Source organism: Blautia argi (genome assembly GCF_003287895.1).
Classification (GTDB): domain Bacteria; phylum Bacillota; class Clostridia; order Lachnospirales; family Lachnospiraceae; genus Blautia; species Blautia argi.
Genome location: NZ_CP030280.1, coordinates 1,810,718 through 1,832,307, shown reverse-complemented (window position 1 = coordinate 1,832,307; position 21,590 = coordinate 1,810,718). Strand labels below are relative to the sequence as shown.

The following is a 21,590-nucleotide window of genomic DNA, read 5'->3' as shown; positions in this document are numbered from 1 at the left end:
GAGTATGGGAGAGTGAGAGCCATGTAGCGGCTCCTGAAAATGGAGGTAAAATGTATGTGTTCGATTATGGGATATTGCGGCCAAGAAGCCGATTTAGATAAATTTAAACAAGGTTTTGACCAAACCATTTCCAGAGGTCCGGATGACAGCCGGATTATTGATACGGGAAATGGTCTTCTTGGGTTTCACAGGCTGGCCATTATGGGGCTGACACCGTCCGGGATGCAGCCTTTCCAGATGGGCAGCAGTTATGTAGTCTGCAATGGGGAGATTTATGGATTTGAGAAAATAAAAGAAGATTTGTCCTGCCGTTATTCCTTTGTAAGTGATTCGGACTGTGAAATTCTTTTGCCGCTGTATAAGGAATACGGTACAGATATGTTTGCCATGCTGGATGCAGAATTTGCTTTGATTCTCTATGATGGGGAAAAAGGGGAATATATTGCCGCCAGAGATCCCATTGGAATACGTCCTCTTTATTATGGATACGACGAAAAAGGTGTGATTCTGTTTGCCAGCGAAGCCAAAAATCTGGTAGGGTTAACGAACAAAATCATGCCCTTTCCGCCTGGATACTATTATAAAAATGGCAGCTTTACCTGCTACTGCGATATTGCAGAAACCGAAGATGTATGCCGGGATGATCTGGAAACTGTATGCCGGAAGATTCATGATCTGCTCATAGCAGGGGTAAAAAAACGCCTTGTAGCAGATGCTAAGGTGGGATTTCTTCTATCCGGCGGACTGGATTCGTCTCTCGTCTGCGCCATTGCGGCAAAAGAAAGCACAACCCCCATCCGTACCTTTGCCATTGGTATGACGGAAGATGCCATTGACTTAAAGTATGCCAGGCAGACAGCGAAGTATATTGGCAGTGAGCATACAGAGGTTTATATGACACCGGAGGAAGTTATTGATACACTGGAAGAAGTAATCCGGATTCTGGGAACCTATGATATCACCACCATACGTGCATCGGTGGGCATGTATCTGGTCTGCAAAGCCATTCATGAGCAGACAGACATTCGTGTACTGCTTACCGGAGAAATTTCCGATGAATTATTTGGCTATAAATATACAGATTTTGCACCGAATGCGGAAGCTTTTCAGACAGAATCCAAAAAAAGGATCAGGGAATTGCATATGTATGATGTGCTTCGTGCAGATCGATGTATTTCTGTAAACTCTTTGGAAGCAAGAGTTCCATTTGGTGATTTAGACTTTGTAAAATATGTGATGGCGGCAGATCCGGGATTAAAGCTTAACACTTACGGAAAAGGAAAATATCTGCTCCGTCATGCGTTTGAACAGGACGGTTACTTGCCGGAAGAAATTCTATGGAGAGAAAAAGCAGCCTTTTCCGATGCAGTAGGGCATTCCATGGTTGATTATCTGAAGGAATACGCAGAAAGCAGATATACTGATTTCGAGTTCCAAGAAAGATGCGAAAAATATACCCATGCCAGACCATTTACGAAAGAGTCCTTATTGTACAGAGAGATTTTTGAGAGATATTATCCGGGACAGGCTGAGATGATTGCAGATTTCTGGATGCCAAACAAAGAATGGGAAGGATGTAATGTGAATGATCCTTCGGCAAGGGTACTTTTGAATTATGGTGATAGTGGAAAATAAAAGTAATTTTTGAAGAAAAAGTACCGAAATGCAAGAAAGGAAAGGATATAATCATGACCAAATATATTTTTGTGACCGGAGGCGTGGTATCCGGTCTGGGAAAAGGGATTACGGCGGCTTCGCTGGGCAGACTTTTAAAATCAAGAGGTTTAAAAGTAGCAGCACAGAAGTTAGACCCGTACATTAATGTGGATCCGGGAACTATGAGTCCATATCAGCATGGTGAAGTATTTGTGACAGAAGATGGGGCAGAAACGGATTTGGATCTGGGGCATTACGAGAGATTTATTGATGAAGATTTAAATAAATATTCAAATCTAACTACAGGAAAGGTCTATTGGAACGTATTAAACAAGGAACGAAGAGGAGAATACCTTGGTTCTACAGTTCAGGTGATTCCACATATTACAAATGAGATTAAAGAATTTGTATATCGTGTAGGAAAAAAGACGGATGCAGATGTTGTCATCACAGAGATTGGCGGAACGATAGGTGATATCGAATCTCAGCCATTTTTGGAAGCTGTACGTCAGGTTTCTCTGGAAGTCGGCGCGGCAAACAGCTTGTTTATTCATGTGACATTAGTTCCTTATTTGAGTGGCTCTGAAGAACACAAGTCAAAACCAACGCAGCATTCAGTCAAGGAACTTCGAGGACTGGGTATCAATCCTGATATTATCGTTCTGCGATCTGATAAACCTCTGGAAGAATCTATATTTCAGAAAATTTCTCTTTTCTGTAATGTGAAGCCAGACTGTGTGATTGAAAACAGAACGTTACAAAATTTATACGAAGCACCATTGATGCTGGAAGAATCGGGATTTTCAGATGTTGTATGCAGAGAACTTCATATTGATGCGCCTAAGCCGAATTTGGAGGAGTGGAAACAGATGGTAGACCGTATCCGAAATCGTTCTGAAGAAGTGCATATTGGTCTTGTTGGAAAGTATGTAAAGCTTCATGACGCATATCTCTCTGTGGCAGAAGCAATGGATCATGCAGGATATGAGTTGAATACATTTGTAAAAATAAACTGGATTGATTCAGAAAATATTACGAAAGAGAACGTAAACGATATATTAAAAGGATTGGATGGAATTATCATTCCAGGAGGATTTGGAAACCGTGGTGTTGAAGGAATGATCCTGTCGGCAAAATATGCCCGTGAAAATCAGATTCCATATTTTGGTATCTGCCTGGGGATGCAGATTGCTGTTATAGAATTTGCAAGGAATGTTCTGAAAATTGAAGATGCTCATTCGGGAGAATTTGACGAGCAGTGTACCCATAAGGTTATTAATTTTATGCCGGGGCAGAGTGAGAGAAGAGATAAAGGCGGTACACTCCGACTGGGGAGTTATCCTTGTAGTATCAAAGCTGGGACAAAAATAGAAAAATGCTATGGTGACAAACTGATTCATGAGCGTCATCGTCATCGTTATGAGTTTAATAATGAGTATCGTGAGCCATTGGTGAGAGCCGGACTTGTAATCAGCGGTACTTCTCCGGATGACAGATTGGTGGAAACCATAGAATTAAAGGAACATCCGTTTTTTTTAGGTGTACAGTTTCATCCGGAATTTAAGAGCCGTCCCAATCAGTCACATCCATTGTTTAAAGAATTTATTTCGACGTCATGCAAGGAGTCAAAAAGAAAAGAGAGGTAGAAAAATGTGTGGAATTATTGGATTTACAGGAAGGACAGAGGCTGTACCGAAATTGCTTGATGGTCTGGAACGACTGGAATACAGAGGCTATGACTCGGCAGGAGTCGCAGTTGTATCAGAGAATGGAAGGCTGCAAGTGAAAAAAAGTAAAGGTCGTTTGTCTGTTCTGAGGGAATTACTGGACTCTCAACAACCATTGTCTGGTAACGTTGGGATTGGTCATACGAGATGGGCAACCCATGGTGAGCCAAATGATACGAATGCCCATCCTCATGTCGGACAGGAAGGGAAGATAGCAGTTGTCCATAATGGGATTATTGAAAATTATCAGGAAATCAAACAATCCCTTATCCGCAAAGGAATTACTTTTTCTTCCGATACGGATACAGAGGTGATTGTTCAGTTATTAGAATATTACTATAAAAAAAATGAAAACCTTATGGATGCGGTTTATGCGGTTTTGAATCGTATCAAAGGCGCCTATGCAATGGGAATTCTCTGTTCCGATCATCCAAGACAGATGATTGCCGCAAGAAAGGATGCTCCTTTGCTGATCGGTTATGGCAAGGGAGAAAATTATATTGCTTCTGATGTGACTGCTCTTTTGTCACATACGAGAACAGTCACTTATATGGAGGACGGGGAAGTGGCAGTCATTGCAGCAGATCAAGTGCAGATTTTTGATCGAGACCGATTCCAGCTGGAAAAGGAGAAGCATAGTATCGAATGGGATGTTTCAGCAGCAGAAAAATGTGGATATTCACATTTTATGTTGAAAGAGATTATGGAGCAGCCGGAGGCGGTGCGGAAAACAATTTCTCCCAGACTGGTTAACAGAGAAATTGTGCTGGAAGAATTAAATGACGCGAAAGAGTTGATGAAGAACATTTCTAGAATCTATATTGTTGCATGTGGTTCTGCATATCATGTGGGTATGGTGGGGAAATATGCATGGGAAAAGCTTCTTCACATTCCAGTAGAAGCGTGTCTGGCATCAGAATTCAGGTACAGTGAACCATTACTCGGTGAATCATCTCTTGTAATTGTGATCAGTCAATCTGGAGAAACACTGGATTCTATGGCAGCGCTTCGAGAAGCAAAGCGAAAAGGTTCCAAAGTCCTGTCAATTGTAAATGTTATGGGAAGTTCGATAGCAAGAGAATCAGATTATGTACTTTACACTTGGGCAGGACCGGAGATTGCAGTAGCAACCACAAAAGCGTATACCACACAGATGGTGCTTTTACTTATGTTGGGAAATTATCTTACAAAACAGTTAAACAGAATTGAGCAGGACGAATATGCGGCGATTATCAGGGAACTTCAAAGTCTGCCGGAAAAGATAAGTGTCATTTTAAACAATTTGGAGCATTATCAGAAAACAGCAGCCAACTATTTCAATCATAACAGTATTTTTTATATTGGGCGTAATCTTGACTATGCACTTGGATTAGAAGGTTCTCTGAAACTGAAAGAAAAATCACTGTCTAATATCGTGGAAGTAAAAAGCAGAGGTGCTGAAGTAATTGCACTGACTACAGAGCTGACTGTAAACCAGATAGGCAGTCAGGCATCGGAAATGTTTGTAATACCAAAGACACATTTGCTTTTGCAGCCAGTTCTTGGTGTAATACCATTGCAGCTTTTCGCATATTATGTTGCATTAAATCGAGGCTGTGATATTGATAAGCCGAGGAATCTGGCAAAATCTGTTACAGTAGAATGATTGTGGGAGGAAATGAAGTGATGGCTATTCATGAAGAATGCGGTGTGTTCGGAGTGATGAGTACAAAAAGAGAAAATGTTGCAGAGTTTGTCTATTATGGACTTTATGCCCTGCAGCACAGAGGACAGGAAAGCTGCGGCATTGTTGTAAATGATGATGGTGTATTTTCGTCTTATAAGGATTTGGGGCTTGTGAGCGATGTGTTTTCTAAAGATATCTTGTCCCGTTTGCCAGAAGGGATTATGGCAGTGGGGCATGTAAGATATGGAACAACTGGCGGAACAACACGAAATAACTGTCAACCCATTGAAGTGAACCACCAAAAGGGAAAAATGGCGCTGGCGCATAACGGAAATTTGAGTAATGCATTGGAGTTGCGTGATAAGTTAGAATTATCTGGAGCTATTTTTCATACTACCAGCGATACAGAAACCATTGCGTACATGATCACAAGAGAAAGACTGAGGACACCGAGTATAGAAGAAGCAGTAAGCAATACCATGAATTTACTGGAGGGTGCCTACTCATTGGTTTTGCTGTCATCTGGAAAGATGATCGCGGCAAGAGATCCTTATGGATTCCGACCGCTTTGTTATGGACAGATGCCGGATGGCTCTTATGTGGCGGCATCCGAAAGCTGCGCACTGTCAGCGGTTGGGGCGAAATTTATCAGAGATCTGATTCCCGGTGAGATTCTGGTGTTTAGTCAAAATGGCGTGGTATCAAGGAAAGAACGCTGCGGAAAGCAGAAGAAGAAAACCTGTATCTTTGAATATATCTATTTTGCAAGACCGGATTCTGTCATAGATGGTATTTCAGTCCATGAATCACGAATGCACGCAGGAAAGCTGCTGGCAGAGAGTTATCCGGCGGATGCGGATATTGTGATCGGGGTTCCGGACAGCGGTCTAGACGCAGCCCTGGGTTATGCGAACAAATCTGGTATTCCGTATGGGATGGGACTGATCAAAAACAAATACATTGGAAGAACATTCATTTCTCCGGGACAAAATGAACGTCTGGATAAAGTCAGGATCAAGCTTTCTCCTGTAAAAAATGTAATCGATGGAAAACGTGTCGTGCTCATTGACGATTCTATTGTAAGAGGTACAACCAGTAAACGAATTGTAAAGCTGTTGCGTGACGCAGGAGCGAAAGAAATACATATGAGAATTTCAGCGCCCCCGTTTTTACATCCCTGCTATTATGGTACGGACATTGATTCAGAAGAGAATCTGATTGCCTGTCATCACAGTATGGAAGAGATCGCAGAAACGATTGGAGTGGATTCTTTGGGATATTTAGGGGTAGAGAAACTGAGTAAGCTGATTGACAATAACGAGTATTGTGCTGCCTGCTTTAATGGAGAATATCCAACCGAAATTCCGACAGATTTGCGTAAAGACCGCTTTGAAGGGAAACTGTCTGAGCGGGTTTAGAAAGAAGAGGATATTATGAAAAAATTTGACAGAAAGCTGATTCTGGAAGATGGCAGTGAATATTATGGATATGGTTTTGGTTCCGAAGATGAGAAAGTCACGGAAATCGTATTTAATACCTCTCCGGTGGGGTATCAGGAAATCATCTCTGATCCGTCCTATACTTATCAGACTGTTGTGATGGCATATCCGCTGATTGGTAACTATGGGATTGCTGAAGAAGATTTTGAAACAGAAACGCCAACGATTGGAGGATTGGTTGTAAGGGATTATAATGATCAGCCATCCAACTTCCGCAGTAAATATACATTATCCGAAATCATGGAGAAATACCGGATTCCAGGGATTTATGGAATTGATACCAGAAAGCTGGTACGTTCTATCCGTGATTTGGGAAGCCGAAAAGTATTGATTACAGATGCGGGTACTCTCCTGCTGGAGGGACTTTGCAAACTGGGTTCCTATGATATACCAAAAGATGCAGTAGCTTTTGTGAGCAGAAAAGAGATTCAGCAATATAGGATTCCAAACGGAAAATATCAGGTAGCTGCCATTGATTGTGGAATGAAGCAGAATATTGTGCGGAGTTTAAACAAACGAGGCTGTAACGTGACGATATTTCCGTGGAATACGTCCATAGAAGAAATAGACAAAGTAAAACCTGACGGCATTTTTTTATCCAATGGACCGGGAGATCCGATGGATGTACAGCCGGTTATAGAGCTGGTGAGAAACCTACGGGGGAAATATCCGATCCTTGGAATCTGCCTTGGCCATCAGATCATTTCTCTTGCCTATGGGGCAAGAACCTATAAGTTAAAATTTGGACACAGGGGAGGGAATCATCCGGTAAAAAATCTTCTGACAGGAAAGATAGAGATTACTTCCCAGAATCATTCCTATGCAGTGGACAGGGAAAGTCTCAGGGATACCCAGTTGAAAGTAACACATATAAATCTTCTGGATCAGACAGTAGAAGGTGTTGTATGTGAGGAAGATAAGGTGTTCAGTGTACAATATCACCCGGAAAGCGCACCGGGACCGCAGGACAGTGGATATTTGTTTGAGCAGTTTATAGAAATGATGGAGGGAACAAAAGATGGCGAAAAGAACTGACTTGAAGAAAATACTTGTCATTGGTTCCGGTCCAATTGTGATCGGTCAGGCGGCAGAATTTGACTATGCAGGGACGCAGGCATGTATTGCGCTGAAAGAGGAAGGATATGAAGTCGTATTGTGCAACTCCAATCCAGCAACAATCATGACAGATACCACCATTGCAGATAAAGTATATATGGAGCCGTTGACTTTGGAATACTTAGCCAAGATTGTCCGTCATGAACGTCCGGATGCTATTATACCGGGAATGGGCGGTCAGACAGGGCTTAATCTGGCAATACAGCTTGAGAAAAAAGGAATTTTGAAAGAGTGCCATGCGGAACTTTTAGGAACTGGAAGTGAGAGCATTGAACGGGCAGAGGATAGGGAACTTTTTAAAGAGCTTTGCGAAAACTTAGGAGAGTCAGTGCTTCCGTCTGTCATTGTTAATACGGTGGAGGAAGCTATAAAAGCTGCTGAGGATATTGGCTATCCTGTGGTACTTCGCCCGGCATTTACCCTTGGCGGAACCGGAGGCGGTTTTGCAGATGATGAACAGGGGGTTCTCAGTCTGATTAATAATGCTCTCGCTTTATCGCCGGTTCATCAGGTTCTGATAGAGAAAAGCGTCAAGGGATTTAAAGAAATTGAATATGAAGTGATACGTGATGCTAATGACACGGCAATTACGATCTGTAATATGGAAAATCTAGATCCGGTAGGAATTCACACAGGAGATTCCATTGTGGTATGTCCGTCACAGACACTGACGAATAAAGAATATCAGATGCTTCGTGACAGTGCCTTGAAAATCATCCGTGCCTTGAACGTGGAGGGAGGTTGTAATGTACAGTTTGCACTTGATCCGGATTCTTTTCAGTATTATCTGATCGAGGTAAATCCACGCGTATCCCGTTCCTCTGCATTGGCATCAAAGGCAAGCGGATATCCGATTGCAAGGGTATCTGCGAAAATCAGTGTAGGAATGACTCTGGATGAGATTATGCTGGTAAATACGCCTGCATCCTTTGAACCGGCTCTGGATTATGTGGTAACAAAAATGCCGCGTTTTCCATTTGATAAATTTACCGATGCAAATCAGAAGCTGGGTACACAGATGAAAGCAACTGGGGAAGTCATGAGCATTGGCAGAACTTTTGATGAGAGTCTGTTAAAAGCAATCCGTTCTCTGGAAACAGGTGTAAATCATTTGTATATGGAAAAGTTTGAAAAAGAAGATAAAAAGGCTTTGATGGAATATATCAAAATCGGAACGGATGACCGTATCTTTGCCATTGCCCAGTTGCTCCGAATGGGTGAATCGATTTCCAATATCAGGGAGCAGACACGCATTGACCGTTTCTTCCTTGATAAGATGAAAAAGATCATTGATATGGAGAAAGAACTGAAGCAGTGTACGGGTAACAGGGAACTTTTGTATCAGGCAAAGAAGTCAGGCTTCTCAGATAGAACAGTTGGGTGGCTGTGGAATATGACGGAAACGGACATTTACAAAATGCGTAAGACACATGGCATTTTCCCAGCCTATAAAATGATTGATACCTGTGCATCAGAATTTGAAAGCTATGTTCCGTATTTTTATTCTACTTATGAGGATGAAAATGAATCAATCGTGGAAGACAGGAAGAAAATCATTGTATTGGGTTCCGGTCCCATCCGTATCGGACAGGGTATTGAGTTTGATTATTCAACAGTGCATGCAGTGAAAACCATTAAAGAAGCAGGATATGAAGCTATTATTATCAATAATAATCCAGAAACTGTGTCTACGGATTATACCACATCTGACAAGTTGTATTTCGAACCTCTTTGCATAGAAGATGTTATGAATGTCATTGAAATGGAAAAGCCGGATGGAGTTATTGTATCACTTGGCGGTCAAACTGCTATCAATTTGGCAAATTCATTGAGAAGGCGAGGGGTGAAATTGATTGGCACGGACTGTGTGGCAATCGAAAAAGCAGAAAACAGAGATTCATTTGAAAAACTGTTAGCAGAGCTGAAAATACCACAGCCAAAAGGAAAGGCTGTAACAAATATAGAAGATGGCGTAAAAGCCGCAGAAGAAATAGGCTATCCGGTGCTGGTACGTCCGAGTTTTGTACTTGGCGGAAGAGCCATGCAAATTGTGGCAAAGGAAGACCACCTGCGGCACTATCTGAAAACTGCGGTAGAGATTGATGAAGATAAACCGGTATTGGTAGACAAATACATCTGTGGGAAAGAAGTCGAAATTGATGCCATTTGTGACGGTACGGACGTATTTGTTCCGGGAATCATGGAGCTGGTAGAAAGGACAGGGGTTCATTCCGGCGATTCCATCAGTGTATATCCGACGTTTAGTATTTCAGATAAGATAAAGGCTACGATTTTGGATTATGCGAAAAAACTGGGTATTGGCATTGGCATTATGGGACTGTTTAATATTCAGTTTATCGTGGACAAACAGGAGAATGTATCTATCATTGAGGTAAATCCGCGGTCTTCAAGAACGGTTCCATTTTTGTCAAAAGCAACTGGATATCCCTTGGCTGATATTGCAACGAAAGTCATTCTTGGAATTAGTCTGAAGGAGCAGGGAATTACTGTGAGTTATCCCGAAGAAAAGAAGAGGTGGTATGTAAAAGCACCAGTGTTTTCCTTTGCAAAGCTGAATGGTATGGATGCTTACCTGTCACCGGAGATGAAATCAACGGGAGAAGCAATCGGATATGATAAAAAACTTCACAGAGCAATGTATAAAGCAATGATTGCTTCCGGTATTCGTGTGCAGAATTATGGAACAGTCATCGTGACGCTGGCAGATGAGGATAAAGCCGAAGCCCTTCCGCTAATCAGACGTTTTTATGATATGGGGTTTAATATAGAAGCAACCTCTCTTACAGGAGAGTATTTAAAACAGTATGGAATCCGTACTCGTATACTTAGAAAACCATCAGAAGGAAGCAGTGAGATACTGGATGCAATCCGTGCAGGATACGTCAGTTATGTTATCAATACCCGTGCAATTCTTTCCGGTGTTCATTATGAAGATGGAGTTGCAATCCGAAATGCGGCAACGCAGAACAATATAACTATGCTTACATCTCTGGATACGGTAAAAGTACTTTTAGATGTTTTAGAAGAAGTGACAATTGGTGTTTCTACGATTGATGCAGAATGAAAGAATTCTACAAGGAGGAAAATAAAATGATCAGACCAAACAAGTATTACAGCGAATTGAAAGATTCCTATCTTTTTTACAATATTGCTCAGAAGACGAAGGCTTATGTAGAACAGCATCCTGGGACAAAGCTTTTAAGAATGGGGATTGGAGACGTTTCACTGCCATTGTGCGATGCTGTGATCCGGGCGTTGCATGAGGCAGTGGACGATCAGGCTTCAAAAAGCAGTTTTCATGGATATATGCCGGAATGCGGCGCCTCTTTCTTGAGAGAAAAGATAGCAGAGCATTATGAAAAAAGAGGCGTTTCTTTATCAGCAGATGAGGTGTTCGTTTCCAGTGGAGCAAGTGATGAACTTGGAGATATTTTAGATTTATTTGAACGCTCCAGTTCTGCTTTGGTAATTGAGCCGGCTTACCCGGCATATGTGGATGCGAATGTAATGGCTGGAAGGAAGATTGTGCACCTTTCTTCTTCAGAAGAAAATAACTTTTTACCAGAGCCAGGTGAAGATATAAAGGCTGATTTATTATATATATGTTCACCTAACAATCCTACCGGAGCAGTTTTCTCACGTGAACAACTTCAAGCATGGGTAGATTTTGCAAACGAGAACGGTTCGGTTATTCTATTCGATGCGGCATACGAAGCTTTCATTGAGGATGAGACACTTCCCCACAGCATTTTTGAACTGGATGGAGCAAAAACATGTGCGATTGAAATATGTTCATTGTCTAAGACGGCTGGTTTTACAGGTACCAGACTTGGATATACGGTAATACCAAAAGCTTTGAAACGCAATGGTATGAACCTAAATGAAATGTGGATACGAAATCGTACAACAAAAACGAACGGTGTGTCTTACATCATTCAGAAAGGTGGGGCAGCAGTCTTCACAGAAGAAGGACAAAGACAGATTCACGAAAATATTCAGATTTATAAGAGAAATGCAAAGATATTGATGAAAGCACTTGATCAGATTGGAATCTGGTATTGCGGTGGTAAGAATGCGCCGTATATCTGGATGCGGTGTCCGAAGGGAATGAAAAGTTGGGAATTTTTTGACTACTTATTACATAAAATACAGGTTGTGGGAACCCCGGGAGAAGGATTCGGCGCAGCGGGAGAAGGGTATTTTCGTTTTTCAACATTTGGTTCACCGGAGGATACAAAAGAAGCGGCAGAAAGGATTGTAACGTTATTTTCAAAATAATAATGAAAAGACAAATGCATTCATTTTGAGAGCAGAAATAATTCCACTCTGTTATGAATGCATTTGTTCATATTAAGGATACATATAACGAACAGATCAGGTTTTCAGGATTTTACTGCCACTATAGGAAGTTTGTTGCGATAAACAGCCAGTTCCTCATCAGATGGGATGTAATCGTCCATATCGCCATCGTGGAATTTTTCATATGCAACCATATCAAAATATCCGGTGCCTGTAAGACCAAATACAATTGTTTTTTCTTCCCCGTTATTTTTGCATTTCAATGCTTCATCAATAGCAACACGTATCGCATGGGAACTTTCCGGTGCAGGCAAGATTCCTTCTACTCGGGCAAAGTACTCGGCTGCTTCAAAGACTTCCGTCTGTTTTACACTGGTTGCTTCCATAAGTCCCTGATGGTAAAGCTCCGATAGAGTAGAACTCATGCCATGATAGCGAAGACCACCTGCGTGGTTCGCAGAAGGGATAAAGTCACTGCCAAGAGTATACATCTTTGCAAGTGGGCATACCATACCTGTGTCACAAAAGTCGTAGGCATATATACCTCTGGTAAAACTAGGACAAGATGCTGGTTCGACAGCTATGATACGGTAATCTGCTTCTCCACGAAGTTTTTCTCCCATAAATGGTGCGATCAGACCACCAAGATTAGACCCGCCGCCAGCACATCCAATGATAATATCCGGCTTAATATTGAATTTATCGAGTGCAGCTTTGGTTTCCAAACCAATCACAGATTGATGCAGAAGTACCTGATTAAGAACGCTGCCTAACACATACCGGTAACCATCGCTTGTTACAGCTTTTTCTACAGCTTCAGAGATGGCACAGCCGAGGCTTCCGGTAGTTCCCGGATGTTCTGCAAGAATCTTTCTTCCAACTTCTGTTTCCATGGAAGGAGATGGTGTCACTGATGCACCGTATGTGCGCATGACTTCACGTCGGAAAGGTTTTTGCTCATAAGAGCATTTTACCATATATACTTTACAGTCAAGATCAAAGTAGGAACAAGCCATGGAAAGGGCAGTACCCCATTGACCGGCTCCGGTTTCTGTGGTCACTCCTTTAAGTCCCTGTTTTTTAGCGTAATAAGCCTGTGCAATAGCTGAGTTTAGTTTATGGCTGCCACTGGTGTTATTTCCTTCAAATTTGTAATAGATTTTTGCAGGAGTTCCTAGCTTTTCCTCCAGACAGTAAGCACGAACAAGAGGAGATGGACGATACATTTTATAGAATGATCGAATTTCTTCCGGAATTTCAAAGTAAGCAGTATCATTGTCAAGTTCCTGTGCAATCAGTTCCTCACAGAATACACCTACCAGTTCTTTGGCTTTCATCGGTTGGTGTGTGCCAGGATTTAATAATGGCGCCGGTTTTTGTTTCATATCAGCACGCAGATTGTACCATGCTTTTGGCATCTCGGATTCATTCAGATAGATTTTGTAGGGGATTTTTTCATTTTTCATAGTCATTACCTCCAAATAAATGCTGGTTATGTGTTTTGAGTTGCTTTACTATTTCTGTACAATCATTCGACGCCATCGTTTGGTTAATAACATGATATTCGCCTCCTCGTAATAAAGAAAACTTCACTTGGTTTTTATCCTGAACCAGGAATCTGAAAAATAAAAAAATCCCTGACAGAATACAACAATCTGTCAAGGACGAATCACGTACAAATATATACAGTACGACACTATCCGCGGTACCACCTTGATTCATAGGATTACTCCTATGCGCTTAGCAGGATACCAACATATCCCCGGCAACTTACGTATGCCTACACGTTGCAGAATACTAGGTGTAAATAAATATACACTTTTGACTGCACCCTCAGCGGTCCATTTGACAACTTGTTTCTCACCTGACTCTCAGCAACACAGGCTCTCTGTAAAGGCGTCATTGCCGTTATCTCCGCTTCAACAGTTTATCATATTGAATTGACATGATATTAACACTGATTGATATGGGTGTCAATAGGAAAGTTAAAAAACTGGAAAAATTTTTTTGCTTAAGATATAATATGCCATATCAATGGTGTTTTTAAGTTATAATTAAGGTTCTACATTTATTTTTAAAAGAAATAGATTTATTTGATGATGAGGTTGAAAAAGTGTAATGAGGAGGAGCATATACAATGCGGTTATTATTGGCAGAAGATGAAAAAGCATTATCGAAAGCACTAGTGGCAATTTTGGAAAGAAATAATTATTCTGTAGATGCAGTTTATGATGGTCAAAGTGCATTGGATTATCTGGAAATGGATAATTATGACGGGGTAATCTTTAGACATTATGATGCCCAAGGTAGATGGCCTTACTGTATTAAAAAGAGTCAGGGAAAAGGGAAATCTCATCCCGATTCTATTATTGACAGCAAAATCAGAAGTAGATGATAAGGTGGAAGGGCTGGATGCCGGAGCCAATGATTATCTGGCAAAACCTTTTCATTCTAAAGAACTTCTGGCAAGAATCCGTGCCATCACAAGAACACAAGCCGCACAGGTAAACTCAAAACTAACTATGGGAAATGTAACGCTAGACCGGGCTACTTTTGAACTTTCTACTGCAAAAGGAAGTTTCCGCCTTGCGAACAAAGAGTTTCAAATGCTGGAGCTTTTGATGTGCAATCCTCACCAGCTCATTTCCTCGGAACGTTTCCTGGAAAAAATATGGGGATATGACAGTGAAGCAGAAATCAATGTGGTATGGGTTTATATTTCTTATCTGAGGAAAAAATTATCTGCCCTCCACGCAGATATCCAAATCAAAGCCACAAGAAACGCAGGATATTCACTGGAGGAGAATCCGTCATGATCAAAAAACTTCGTATCAAATTAATTGCTGCATCTATGGCTTCACTTTTTTTCGTTCTTTTTGTGATTGGAGGAATCGTAGGCATTTTAAATTACAGGAAAGTCGTGGAAGATGCTGATCGGGTTCTCGAAATTCTGGAGGAAAATGCAGGAAAATTCCCGCAAAAATTCCCAGGAAACAGAAAAGATGACCGGCCTGGAATGTCACCGGAAATTCCTTATGAGTCCAGATTTTTTTCTGTTTTACTTAATGAAAATGGTGACATCATTTTAACAGATACTTCAAAGATAGTGTCCATTGATACAGCAAAAGCAATGGAATATGCTTCAGAAGTTTGGGAAAAAGAAACAGAAAAAGGATTTTTGGAGGATTACCGGTATTGGAGATGTTCTTCCAATGGGGAAGTACGTATTATTTTCCTGGATTGCAGGCGGCAATTAGACAATTTCCAGAACTTTTTGCTGACAACATTTGGTGTATCCGGCATTGGGCTCTTATCTGTGTTTATTTTAATGGTTTATTTATCTGCCCGTATTGTAAAGCCATTCTCTGATAATTATGAGAAACAGAAACGTTTTATTACCGATGCAGGACATGAATTAAAAACCCCATTGACGATTATTGAAGCTGATACCGAGGTTTTGGAAATGGACTTTGGGGAAAATGAATGGCTGCAGGATATCCAGGGACAGACAAAACGGCTTGCAGACCTGACCAATACCCTTGTCATGCTTTCCCGTATGGAGGAAGGGCAGAACAGTTTTAGAAAAATAGAATTTCCGCTATCCGATATGGTGGAAGAAGTATGTCATACCTTCCAGGCTCCGGCAAAGATACAGGAAAAAAGTTTAACAAGCACCATTGAACCAATGATTTCCATGAAGGGTGATGAAAAAGCAATCCGTGGTCTCATAACGATTCTTCTTGACAATGCAGTAAAATATACCAACATAAATGGGCAGATTTCTGTTACTTTGGAAAAGAAGAAAAACCGTATCTGCCTGTCTGTTTTTAATACAACAGAATTTATTTCCAAAGAACAGATTCCCCATTTATTTGACCGGTTTTACCGTACAGATGCTTCCAGAAATTCCCAGACCGGCGGATATGGTTTAGGACTTTCGATTGCAGCAGCTACGGTAGAGTCTCACAAAGGGAAAATTCTTGCGGAAACAAGGGATGAAAAATCGTTGCGGATTACAGTAAACCTTCCAGCATAAATTTTTAACAGAACGGATACAAAATCAATACAGGGTTCTGAATTACAGTGATTTTTTATGATATTAAAGTCGGAGTGGAGGTATTTTCCTGGGTTACATCCTATTTTCAAACGGAAGGCTTTGGCATATCGACTTTGGCTGCTAAAACCGCAAAGTGCAGAAACGTTGGCAATGGAATAGTTACCATCACATAAGTATTTTAAACTCTGCGTAATGCGATAATCTGTCAAGTATTGCGAAATGGTGACGCCTGTCATGTGCTTAAAAATTCTACAACAGGTTTCTTTTGACATTGCGGTATGCTTTGCCAGTTCATTTAGAGAGAATGGTTTTTGATAATGTTCATGCAGATAATCAAGCATAATCCGTAATTTGCGTAAATGCTCCTGGTTTGATGGAGAAAAAAGTTTAAGCTTATTTTTGTTATTTAAAAGGATCATGTAGAAATAGTCTAATATAAGACTCTTGATTTTTAATTGAAAAAAGTCAGATTTGCTGTCAAATAGGCGGATAATTTCCTCCAACTTTTCTATTAGAAGCTTATCGGAGGAATTTTTCTGAAACAGCGGTACACAGGGAATATTGGTATTATATAAAAATGGATGGAAGCAAGTTCTATCCAGGTCGTTTCCTGGTATATCGTAAAGAAACATTGGTTGTAAAATGATAGTATCGATGATTGCGCGGCTGTTTTGTACAGGAAATGCACTGTGAGGAATATCGGAATTAATCGTGATGGCGTCTCCGGGATACAAAAAATAGGATGTTTCAGCTATTTGGTATTCCACAATCCCTTGTTTTACAATTCCTATTTCCAGATCATCATGCCAGTGACAACGGATACATTTTTCTTCAAAGGAGAAAAGATCGTCGTGGGATACGGTAAGAGGAAAGAAAAAGGTACTGTGTTCAACCAATTCTTTTTTTGTTTCATTTATAGGCACAGTTCTCTTTTTCATGTTAATACCCCCATCCATGTTTTGTTATCAATATAGGTATTAATATAAAGGATACATAAATAAATATCAAGGGGGATTATCATGAAACGATCCAAAAGTACAAAAACTATAGAATTTACAGTTGGAAGCCCATTCATTTCTATTTTAAGATTTGCGCTCCCGGTAATAGGGGGAAATCTTTTTCAGCTTTTTTATACACTGGCCGACAGCGTAATTGTGGGGCAGACACTGGGAGCAGAATCGCTTGCAGCAGTAGGAGCGACCAGTATTATTGTCTACTTTGTTTTATGTTTTATACAAGGAATTACCAATGGATTTGGAATTTGTCTTGGACAGAAATGTGGAGCGAAAGATGAAAAAGGAATGAAAAAGTGTATTGCTGCAACAGCAGTTTTATGTATCGGTTTTACTATTATAATCACAGCACTTTTCTGCGGATTTTCACACCCTATTTTAAGGGTAATGAAAACACCACAGGATATATACAAGGAAGCTTATATCTATATGTTCATTATTCTGTTAGGAAGCGGAGCTACATTTTTTTATAACGCTATTTCTAACATTTTGCGGGCATTGGGAGATTCCGAAATTCCTCTGTTTTGCCTGATATTTTCTTCTATCTTAAATATCGTATTAGACATTGTGTTTATTGTTCCGATGAAAAGCGGAATAGCAGGAGCAGCCTGGGCAACTGTGCTGTCTCAGTTTGTTTCGGCTATTTTATGTACAGTTGCCGGTGTAAAAAAGTTTAGAGAATTACATTTATCCAAACAAGATTTTGAAGGTATAAAGCCTTATGCTTCTCAATTAGTAAAGGTAGGATTTCCTATGGGATTCCAAATGTCTGTCATGTGTATTGGTCAACTTTCCATGCAGAGTGCGGTAAATAGTCTGGGGAGTCAGGCAATCGCCGGATATACTGCAGCAACTAAAGCAGATCAGATATCTGTTCTGGTAAACAACGCAATGTCATCGACATTATCTGCGTATGTCTCCCAAAACTACGGTGCAAGGAATCAGCTGCGTATTAGCCAGGGAGTACGGGCAGCCCTTGTTCAAACAGAAGTCTTAAATATAGTTATGTGTGTTGGAATTTTGCTTTTACGGAATGTAATTGTAGAAATGTTTATTGCAAACCCAGGGGCAGAAATTAGATATTACTCAAACGGATATTTGTATTGGATAGCTCCAAGTTACGTTCTTCTTGGCATACTTACAATATATCGATGTGCGATACAGAGTATGCAAAACACAGTTGCCCCGTTTTTTGCATGTTTCATTGAGCTGGTAATGCGCATTGGAAGCACCATGCTAATATGTTCTATGTTTGGATACATAGGTGTCTGCGTAGCAACACCATTAGCTTGGCTGGGAGCATGTGTGTGTTTAGTGCCTGTTTATTACATACAAATCAGGAGCATGACCGATAATTCCTCTACACATTTTAGGTGTAAAACTACAGGGAAAAGAGATAGAATACAGAAAAAATAAAAATGATTTTACACAGCTTGTACAAACATAATTGTTTGATACAGGCTTTTTTTATGGAATAGAATTAGGGTTCTTTAAGGTGCAATTAAGGTAAATCTGATAAAGTACTCCTATCAAGAAAAACAGGAGGGAACACAAATGTATAAAGAAGAAAAATTACATATAAATGAGAAAAGAAATAGACGGATACAACGGAAAAAGCGTTCCGCAAAAAGAAGAATGTGGAACATAGCAACAACTGTTGCTTTCAGTGCTCTTCTTTTTGGGGTTGTGGAAGGCGGCACAAGCTATGCTGTGGAGCAGTATCTGATAGGACAAAATAATGAAGCAGTAACAGCAAATGAGACAAGTAGTACCACAGATACAAACGTGTTGTCCTTGTCTGCAACAACAAATTCCAGTACCGATCAGTTAAGTGTAACGGAAATTGCGGCATCAGGTCTTTCTTCTGTGGTTTCTGTTACAAACATATCCGTACAGGAAGTAGAAAATTATTTTGGTGGACATGGAGGAAATCGGAGCAGACAGTTTTCTCCTTCACAGACAGAAGAAACCGTAAGCTGTGGCTCCGGAATTATATTATATGAAGAAGATTCCCAGCTCTATATGCTGACCAATTATCATGTGGTAGAGGGTGCTTCTTCTCTTTCTGTAACCTTTGTAGATGATGAGACGTATGAAGCTGTTTTGTGCGGTTATGATGCAGATATAGATTTAGCAGTGCTTAAAGTAGATACCTCTGCTTTATCAGAATCCACATATTCACAGATCCACGTAGTAGAAATCGGGGATTCGGATGCTTTAGAGGTAGGTGAGCAGGTTGTGGCCATTGGAAATGCCTTGGGTTATGGCCAGTCCGTTACAACAGGAATCGTCAGTGCAGTCAATCGTTCCATTAGTGAAGATACTCAGTCCTCTTCCCTTGGCTATATTCAGACAGATGCAGCAATCAATCCAGGAAATAGCGGCGGTGCATTATTAGATATGGAAGGAAAATTGGTAGGAATCAATACAGCTAAAATTGCTTCGACAGATGTGGAGGGAATCGGTTATGCAATTCCGATTTCTCAGGTATTAGAATTGACTGAAGCTTTAATGGAATAAGATGATGAGGAGTTATGTGATATGAGAATAGAAAAATCAAAAAAGAAAATAGTCGGAATCATATTTGCGTTGGCAGCGGCAGGATTGCTCGTTTCATTTTCAAAAATGTCAACCGAAGAACCAATACAGGCTGAGTCAGACAAAGTAACTGAAAATGAGGCGAAATCTATTTATACAGAGGAATATTAGGAGGCTATAGAGGAGCAGATAGAGGAAGAAAAAAATAGTGGAATCTATACGGAAGATCAGATGTTGGTAAAAGAGAACCCATACGGAACAAATACATTATCTTTATATGTGTATTTTACTACAGAGGATTTGGTATCTGTATCTTATACGGTATCGGTTGCATTTTGGTACCAGTAACTCCAATCTCTCGTATGATTGGGAACAGATTAACGGAATTGAAACATCTATGAAGGAAGGGGAAATTTCGTATTATTACAAATATAAGGTAGATGAAAACAAGGGAACTTATTCATTGGTACAATCATTTGCGGTTCCTTATTCTGCTTATGTTAGCAGTGCGCAGGAATATGATGGGAATATTATTATCGATTCAGGTATGCAGGGAATCAAAATACAAAACAGGAGGACCATTATGGCTTATCAAACAACCTTTAAGCGTTATGAATTAAAATACCTGCTTAACAGGCAGGAAAAAGAACAGATTCTTCTGGCGATGCAGCCGTATATGAAACTGGATGATTACGGAAGAACCGTTATCAGAAATATTTATTTTGACACCGATACATTTCGGCTCATCAGGCGTTCATTGGAAAAACCGATATATAAAGAGAAACTCCGTATCCGAAGTTACAAACCTGTGGAGACAACCGATCCGGTATTTGTAGAAATTAAGAAAAAATATAAATCAGTCGTTTACAAACGTAGATTGCAGCTTCCGGAAAAGAAGGTTATGGAAAGCTTTCAGACAGGAGAACCCCTTCCGGTACATTCGCAGATCGGGAATGAAATACAGTATTTTCGTGATTACTATGAAAATCTTCGTCCGTCGGTATTCCTATCTTACGAAAGAGAAGCCTATTACGCTTTGGATGGTAGTGATTTCAGGGTGACATTTGATGAAAACATCCTTTATCGAAGAACAGATTTTTCTCTTGGAAGCGAGATATACGGAATGGCTTTATTGGGGGAAGACCAGACGCTGATGGAAATAAAAACTTCCGGTGGAATACCCCTTTGGATGAGTGAAACGCTTACGAAACATCATTTATTTAAAACATCATTTTCAAAATACGGTTCTGCTTATCAGCGTATGCTGGCAGAATCTTTACAGGGAGGATACAGTAATGTCTAATACTTTATTTCAGGGAATTTTTGATACCGATATAACCAATGTGATTTCTATTTCAGATTTTTTGTTATGTGTGGGATGCACACTTATTATCGGAGTGATCTTAGCGGGAACCTATATGTACGGAACCAAATATACCAAGAGCTTTGTTGCAACGCTGGCATTGCTTCCGGCTGTAGTCTGTGTGGTGATTATGATGGTGAATGGAAATGTGGGAACCGGTGTGGCGGTTGCAGGCGCTTTTAGTCTTGTTCGTTTTCGTTCCGTTCCTGGCTCGGCAAAAGAAATCGGGGCGATATTCCTTGCTATGTGTTCCGGCTTGGTAGCGGGAATGGGATATCTGGCTTATGCACTATTATCCGCAGTAATTCTTGGTGGCATTATGTTGCTATACAATCGGATGGATTTCGGAATGAGAAAGCATGGATTACGCTATAAAACCTTGCACATTACGATACCGGAGGACTTGGATTACAGTGGGGTATTTGACAAGATCTTGAAAAAATATACTACAGACTATGAGGTGGTACAGATCAAAACAACGAATATGGGAAGTTTGTTTAAACTGACGTATAACCTGACGTTAAAAAATCCGGCAACAGAAAAAGAATTAATTGATGCGCTACGATGCAGAAATGGGAATCTGGAAATTACCATGTGCAGACAGGAAACGATAGTCGGAGAATTATAGGAGGCGA

At 40.5% G+C, this 21,590-nt stretch carries 17 protein-coding genes and 2 pseudogenes; 16 read left to right on the top strand and 3 right to left on the bottom strand.

The features are described 5' to 3' along the window. Positions 1–54: 54 nt before the first annotated feature. The 7 genes from asnB to DQQ01_RS08880 are packed head-to-tail and all read left to right on the top strand — an operon-like array spanning position 55 to position 11,963. A complete protein-coding gene (gene asnB, locus DQQ01_RS08910) occupies positions 55–1,635 on the top strand; it encodes an asparagine synthase B (protein ID WP_111919737.1) in 1,581 nt (526 codons plus the stop codon). A gap of 53 nt (positions 1,636–1,688) precedes the next feature. After that, on the top strand, positions 1,689–3,302 hold the full coding sequence (locus DQQ01_RS08905) for a CTP synthase (RefSeq protein ID WP_111919736.1): 1,614 nt from the start codon (positions 1,689–1,691) through the stop codon (positions 3,300–3,302). A 4-nt stretch (positions 3,303–3,306) separates the two neighbouring features. After that, entirely contained in the window at positions 3,307–5,028 is a 1,722-nt protein-coding gene (glmS, locus tag DQQ01_RS08900) for a glutamine--fructose-6-phosphate transaminase (isomerizing) (protein WP_111919735.1), read from the top strand. A 20-nt stretch (positions 5,029–5,048) separates the two neighbouring features. Continuing rightward, complete coding sequence (gene purF, locus DQQ01_RS08895; protein WP_111920875.1) at positions 5,049–6,467, top strand: amidophosphoribosyltransferase; 1,419 nt, start codon at positions 5,049–5,051, stop codon at positions 6,465–6,467. A gap of 15 nt (positions 6,468–6,482) precedes the next feature. After that, positions 6,483–7,583 carry a glutamine-hydrolyzing carbamoyl-phosphate synthase small subunit gene (carA, locus tag DQQ01_RS08890; RefSeq protein ID WP_111919734.1) on the top strand — a complete coding sequence of 367 codons (1,101 nt, stop codon included), beginning with the start codon at positions 6,483–6,485 and terminating at the stop codon, positions 7,581–7,583. Then, on the top strand, positions 7,567–10,749 hold the full coding sequence (gene carB, locus DQQ01_RS08885) for a carbamoyl-phosphate synthase large subunit (RefSeq protein ID WP_111919733.1): 3,183 nt from the start codon (positions 7,567–7,569) through the stop codon (positions 10,747–10,749). The genes carA and carB overlap by 17 nt, the downstream gene beginning before the upstream one ends. 26 nt (positions 10,750–10,775) lie before the next feature. After that, positions 10,776–11,963, top strand: coding sequence for an LL-diaminopimelate aminotransferase (locus tag DQQ01_RS08880; RefSeq protein ID WP_111919732.1), 1,188 nt, complete (start codon positions 10,776–10,778; stop codon positions 11,961–11,963). A 104-nt stretch (positions 11,964–12,067) separates the two neighbouring features. Here the strand turns inward: DQQ01_RS08880 and DQQ01_RS08875 are convergent, their stop codons facing one another. Both DQQ01_RS08875 and DQQ01_RS08870 read right to left on the bottom strand, forming a co-directional pair. Further along, entirely contained in the window at positions 12,068–13,450 is a 1,383-nt protein-coding gene (locus DQQ01_RS08875) for a TrpB-like pyridoxal phosphate-dependent enzyme (RefSeq protein WP_111919731.1), read from the bottom strand. Then, positions 13,440–13,706 carry a hypothetical protein gene (locus DQQ01_RS08870; protein WP_111919730.1) on the bottom strand — a complete coding sequence of 89 codons (267 nt, stop codon included), beginning with the start codon at positions 13,704–13,706 and terminating at the stop codon, positions 13,440–13,442. The genes DQQ01_RS08875 and DQQ01_RS08870 overlap by 11 nt, the downstream gene beginning before the upstream one ends. Before the next feature lie 415 nt (positions 13,707–14,121). Here DQQ01_RS08870 and DQQ01_RS08865 point away from each other — a divergent pair. Beyond that, positions 14,122–14,800: pseudogene (locus DQQ01_RS08865) on the top strand (response regulator transcription factor). Then, positions 14,797–16,020, top strand: coding sequence for a sensor histidine kinase (locus tag DQQ01_RS08860; protein WP_111919729.1), 1,224 nt, complete (start codon positions 14,797–14,799; stop codon positions 16,018–16,020). Before DQQ01_RS08865 ends, DQQ01_RS08860 begins: the two are co-directional and overlap by 4 nt. Here DQQ01_RS08860 and DQQ01_RS08855 read toward each other — a convergent pair. Continuing rightward, complete coding sequence (locus tag DQQ01_RS08855; RefSeq protein WP_162624290.1) at positions 15,948–16,979, bottom strand: AraC family transcriptional regulator; 1,032 nt, start codon at positions 16,977–16,979, stop codon at positions 15,948–15,950. The genes DQQ01_RS08860 and DQQ01_RS08855 overlap by 73 nt on opposite strands. A gap of 81 nt (positions 16,980–17,060) precedes the next feature. Here DQQ01_RS08855 and DQQ01_RS08850 point away from each other — a divergent pair, with 81 nt between their 5' ends. The 7 genes and pseudogenes from DQQ01_RS08850 to DQQ01_RS08835 all read left to right on the top strand — a co-directional run bounded on the left by DQQ01_RS08850 (position 17,061) and on the right by DQQ01_RS08835 (position 21,583). After that, entirely contained in the window at positions 17,061–18,470 is a 1,410-nt protein-coding gene (locus DQQ01_RS08850) for an MATE family efflux transporter (RefSeq protein WP_111919727.1), read from the top strand. A gap of 138 nt (positions 18,471–18,608) precedes the next feature. Beyond that, positions 18,609–19,574: a S1C family serine protease gene (locus DQQ01_RS08845; protein WP_111919726.1), complete on the top strand. Its 966-nt coding sequence runs from the start codon at positions 18,609–18,611 to the stop codon at positions 19,572–19,574. 21 nt (positions 19,575–19,595) lie between these two features. Continuing rightward, positions 19,596–19,763 (top strand): hypothetical protein, encoded by a 168-nt coding sequence (locus DQQ01_RS15895; RefSeq protein WP_162624289.1) that lies wholly within the window; start codon positions 19,596–19,598, stop codon positions 19,761–19,763. A gap of 60 nt (positions 19,764–19,823) precedes the next feature. After that, positions 19,824–19,940, top strand: coding sequence for an aryl-sulfate sulfotransferase N-terminal domain-containing protein (locus tag DQQ01_RS18410; RefSeq protein WP_162624288.1), 117 nt, complete (start codon positions 19,824–19,826; stop codon positions 19,938–19,940). A gap of 49 nt (positions 19,941–19,989) precedes the next feature. Continuing rightward, positions 19,990–20,154: pseudogene (locus tag DQQ01_RS18405) on the top strand (aryl-sulfate sulfotransferase); the annotation flags it as partial. Positions 20,155–20,175: 21 nt separating this feature from the next. Beyond that, positions 20,176–20,895 carry a polyphosphate polymerase domain-containing protein gene (locus DQQ01_RS08840; RefSeq protein ID WP_199798005.1) on the top strand — a complete coding sequence of 240 codons (720 nt, stop codon included), beginning with the start codon at positions 20,176–20,178 and terminating at the stop codon, positions 20,893–20,895. Continuing rightward, on the top strand, positions 20,888–21,583 hold the full coding sequence (locus tag DQQ01_RS08835) for a DUF4956 domain-containing protein (RefSeq protein WP_111919724.1): 696 nt from the start codon (positions 20,888–20,890) through the stop codon (positions 21,581–21,583). The genes DQQ01_RS08840 and DQQ01_RS08835 overlap by 8 nt, the downstream gene beginning before the upstream one ends. Positions 21,584–21,590: the final 7 nt, after the last annotated feature.

Excerpts from the sequence above, each read along its gene's own strand:
- asnB (WP_111919737.1), top strand. The coding sequence starts at position 55 with ATGTGTTCGATTATGGGATATTGCGGCCAAGAAGCCGATTTAGATAAA.
- DQQ01_RS08905 (WP_111919736.1), top strand. The coding sequence starts at position 1,689 with ATGACCAAATATATTTTTGTGACCGGAGGCGTGGTATCCGGTCTGGGA.
- glmS (WP_111919735.1), top strand. The coding sequence starts at position 3,307 with ATGTGTGGAATTATTGGATTTACAGGAAGGACAGAGGCTGTACCGAAA.
- purF (WP_111920875.1), top strand. The coding sequence starts at position 5,049 with ATGGCTATTCATGAAGAATGCGGTGTGTTCGGAGTGATGAGTACAAAA.
- carA (WP_111919734.1), top strand. The coding sequence starts at position 6,483 with ATGAAAAAATTTGACAGAAAGCTGATTCTGGAAGATGGCAGTGAATAT.
- carB (WP_111919733.1), top strand. The coding sequence starts at position 7,567 with ATGGCGAAAAGAACTGACTTGAAGAAAATACTTGTCATTGGTTCCGGT.
- DQQ01_RS08880 (WP_111919732.1), top strand. The coding sequence starts at position 10,776 with ATGATCAGACCAAACAAGTATTACAGCGAATTGAAAGATTCCTATCTT.
- DQQ01_RS08875 (WP_111919731.1), bottom strand. The coding sequence starts at position 13,450 with ATGAAAAATGAAAAAATCCCCTACAAAATCTATCTGAATGAATCCGAG.
- DQQ01_RS08870 (WP_111919730.1), bottom strand. The coding sequence starts at position 13,706 with ATGAATCAAGGTGGTACCGCGGATAGTGTCGTACTGTATATATTTGTA.
- DQQ01_RS08860 (WP_111919729.1), top strand. The coding sequence starts at position 14,797 with ATGATCAAAAAACTTCGTATCAAATTAATTGCTGCATCTATGGCTTCA.
- DQQ01_RS08855 (WP_162624290.1), bottom strand. The coding sequence starts at position 16,979 with ATGAAAAAGAGAACTGTGCCTATAAATGAAACAAAAAAAGAATTGGTT.
- DQQ01_RS08850 (WP_111919727.1), top strand. The coding sequence starts at position 17,061 with ATGAAACGATCCAAAAGTACAAAAACTATAGAATTTACAGTTGGAAGC.
- DQQ01_RS08845 (WP_111919726.1), top strand. The coding sequence starts at position 18,609 with ATGTATAAAGAAGAAAAATTACATATAAATGAGAAAAGAAATAGACGG.
- DQQ01_RS15895 (WP_162624289.1), top strand. The coding sequence starts at position 19,596 with ATGAGAATAGAAAAATCAAAAAAGAAAATAGTCGGAATCATATTTGCG.
- DQQ01_RS18410 (WP_162624288.1), top strand. The coding sequence starts at position 19,824 with ATGTTGGTAAAAGAGAACCCATACGGAACAAATACATTATCTTTATAT.
- DQQ01_RS08840 (WP_199798005.1), top strand. The coding sequence starts at position 20,176 with ATGGCTTATCAAACAACCTTTAAGCGTTATGAATTAAAATACCTGCTT.
- DQQ01_RS08835 (WP_111919724.1), top strand. The coding sequence starts at position 20,888 with ATGTCTAATACTTTATTTCAGGGAATTTTTGATACCGATATAACCAAT.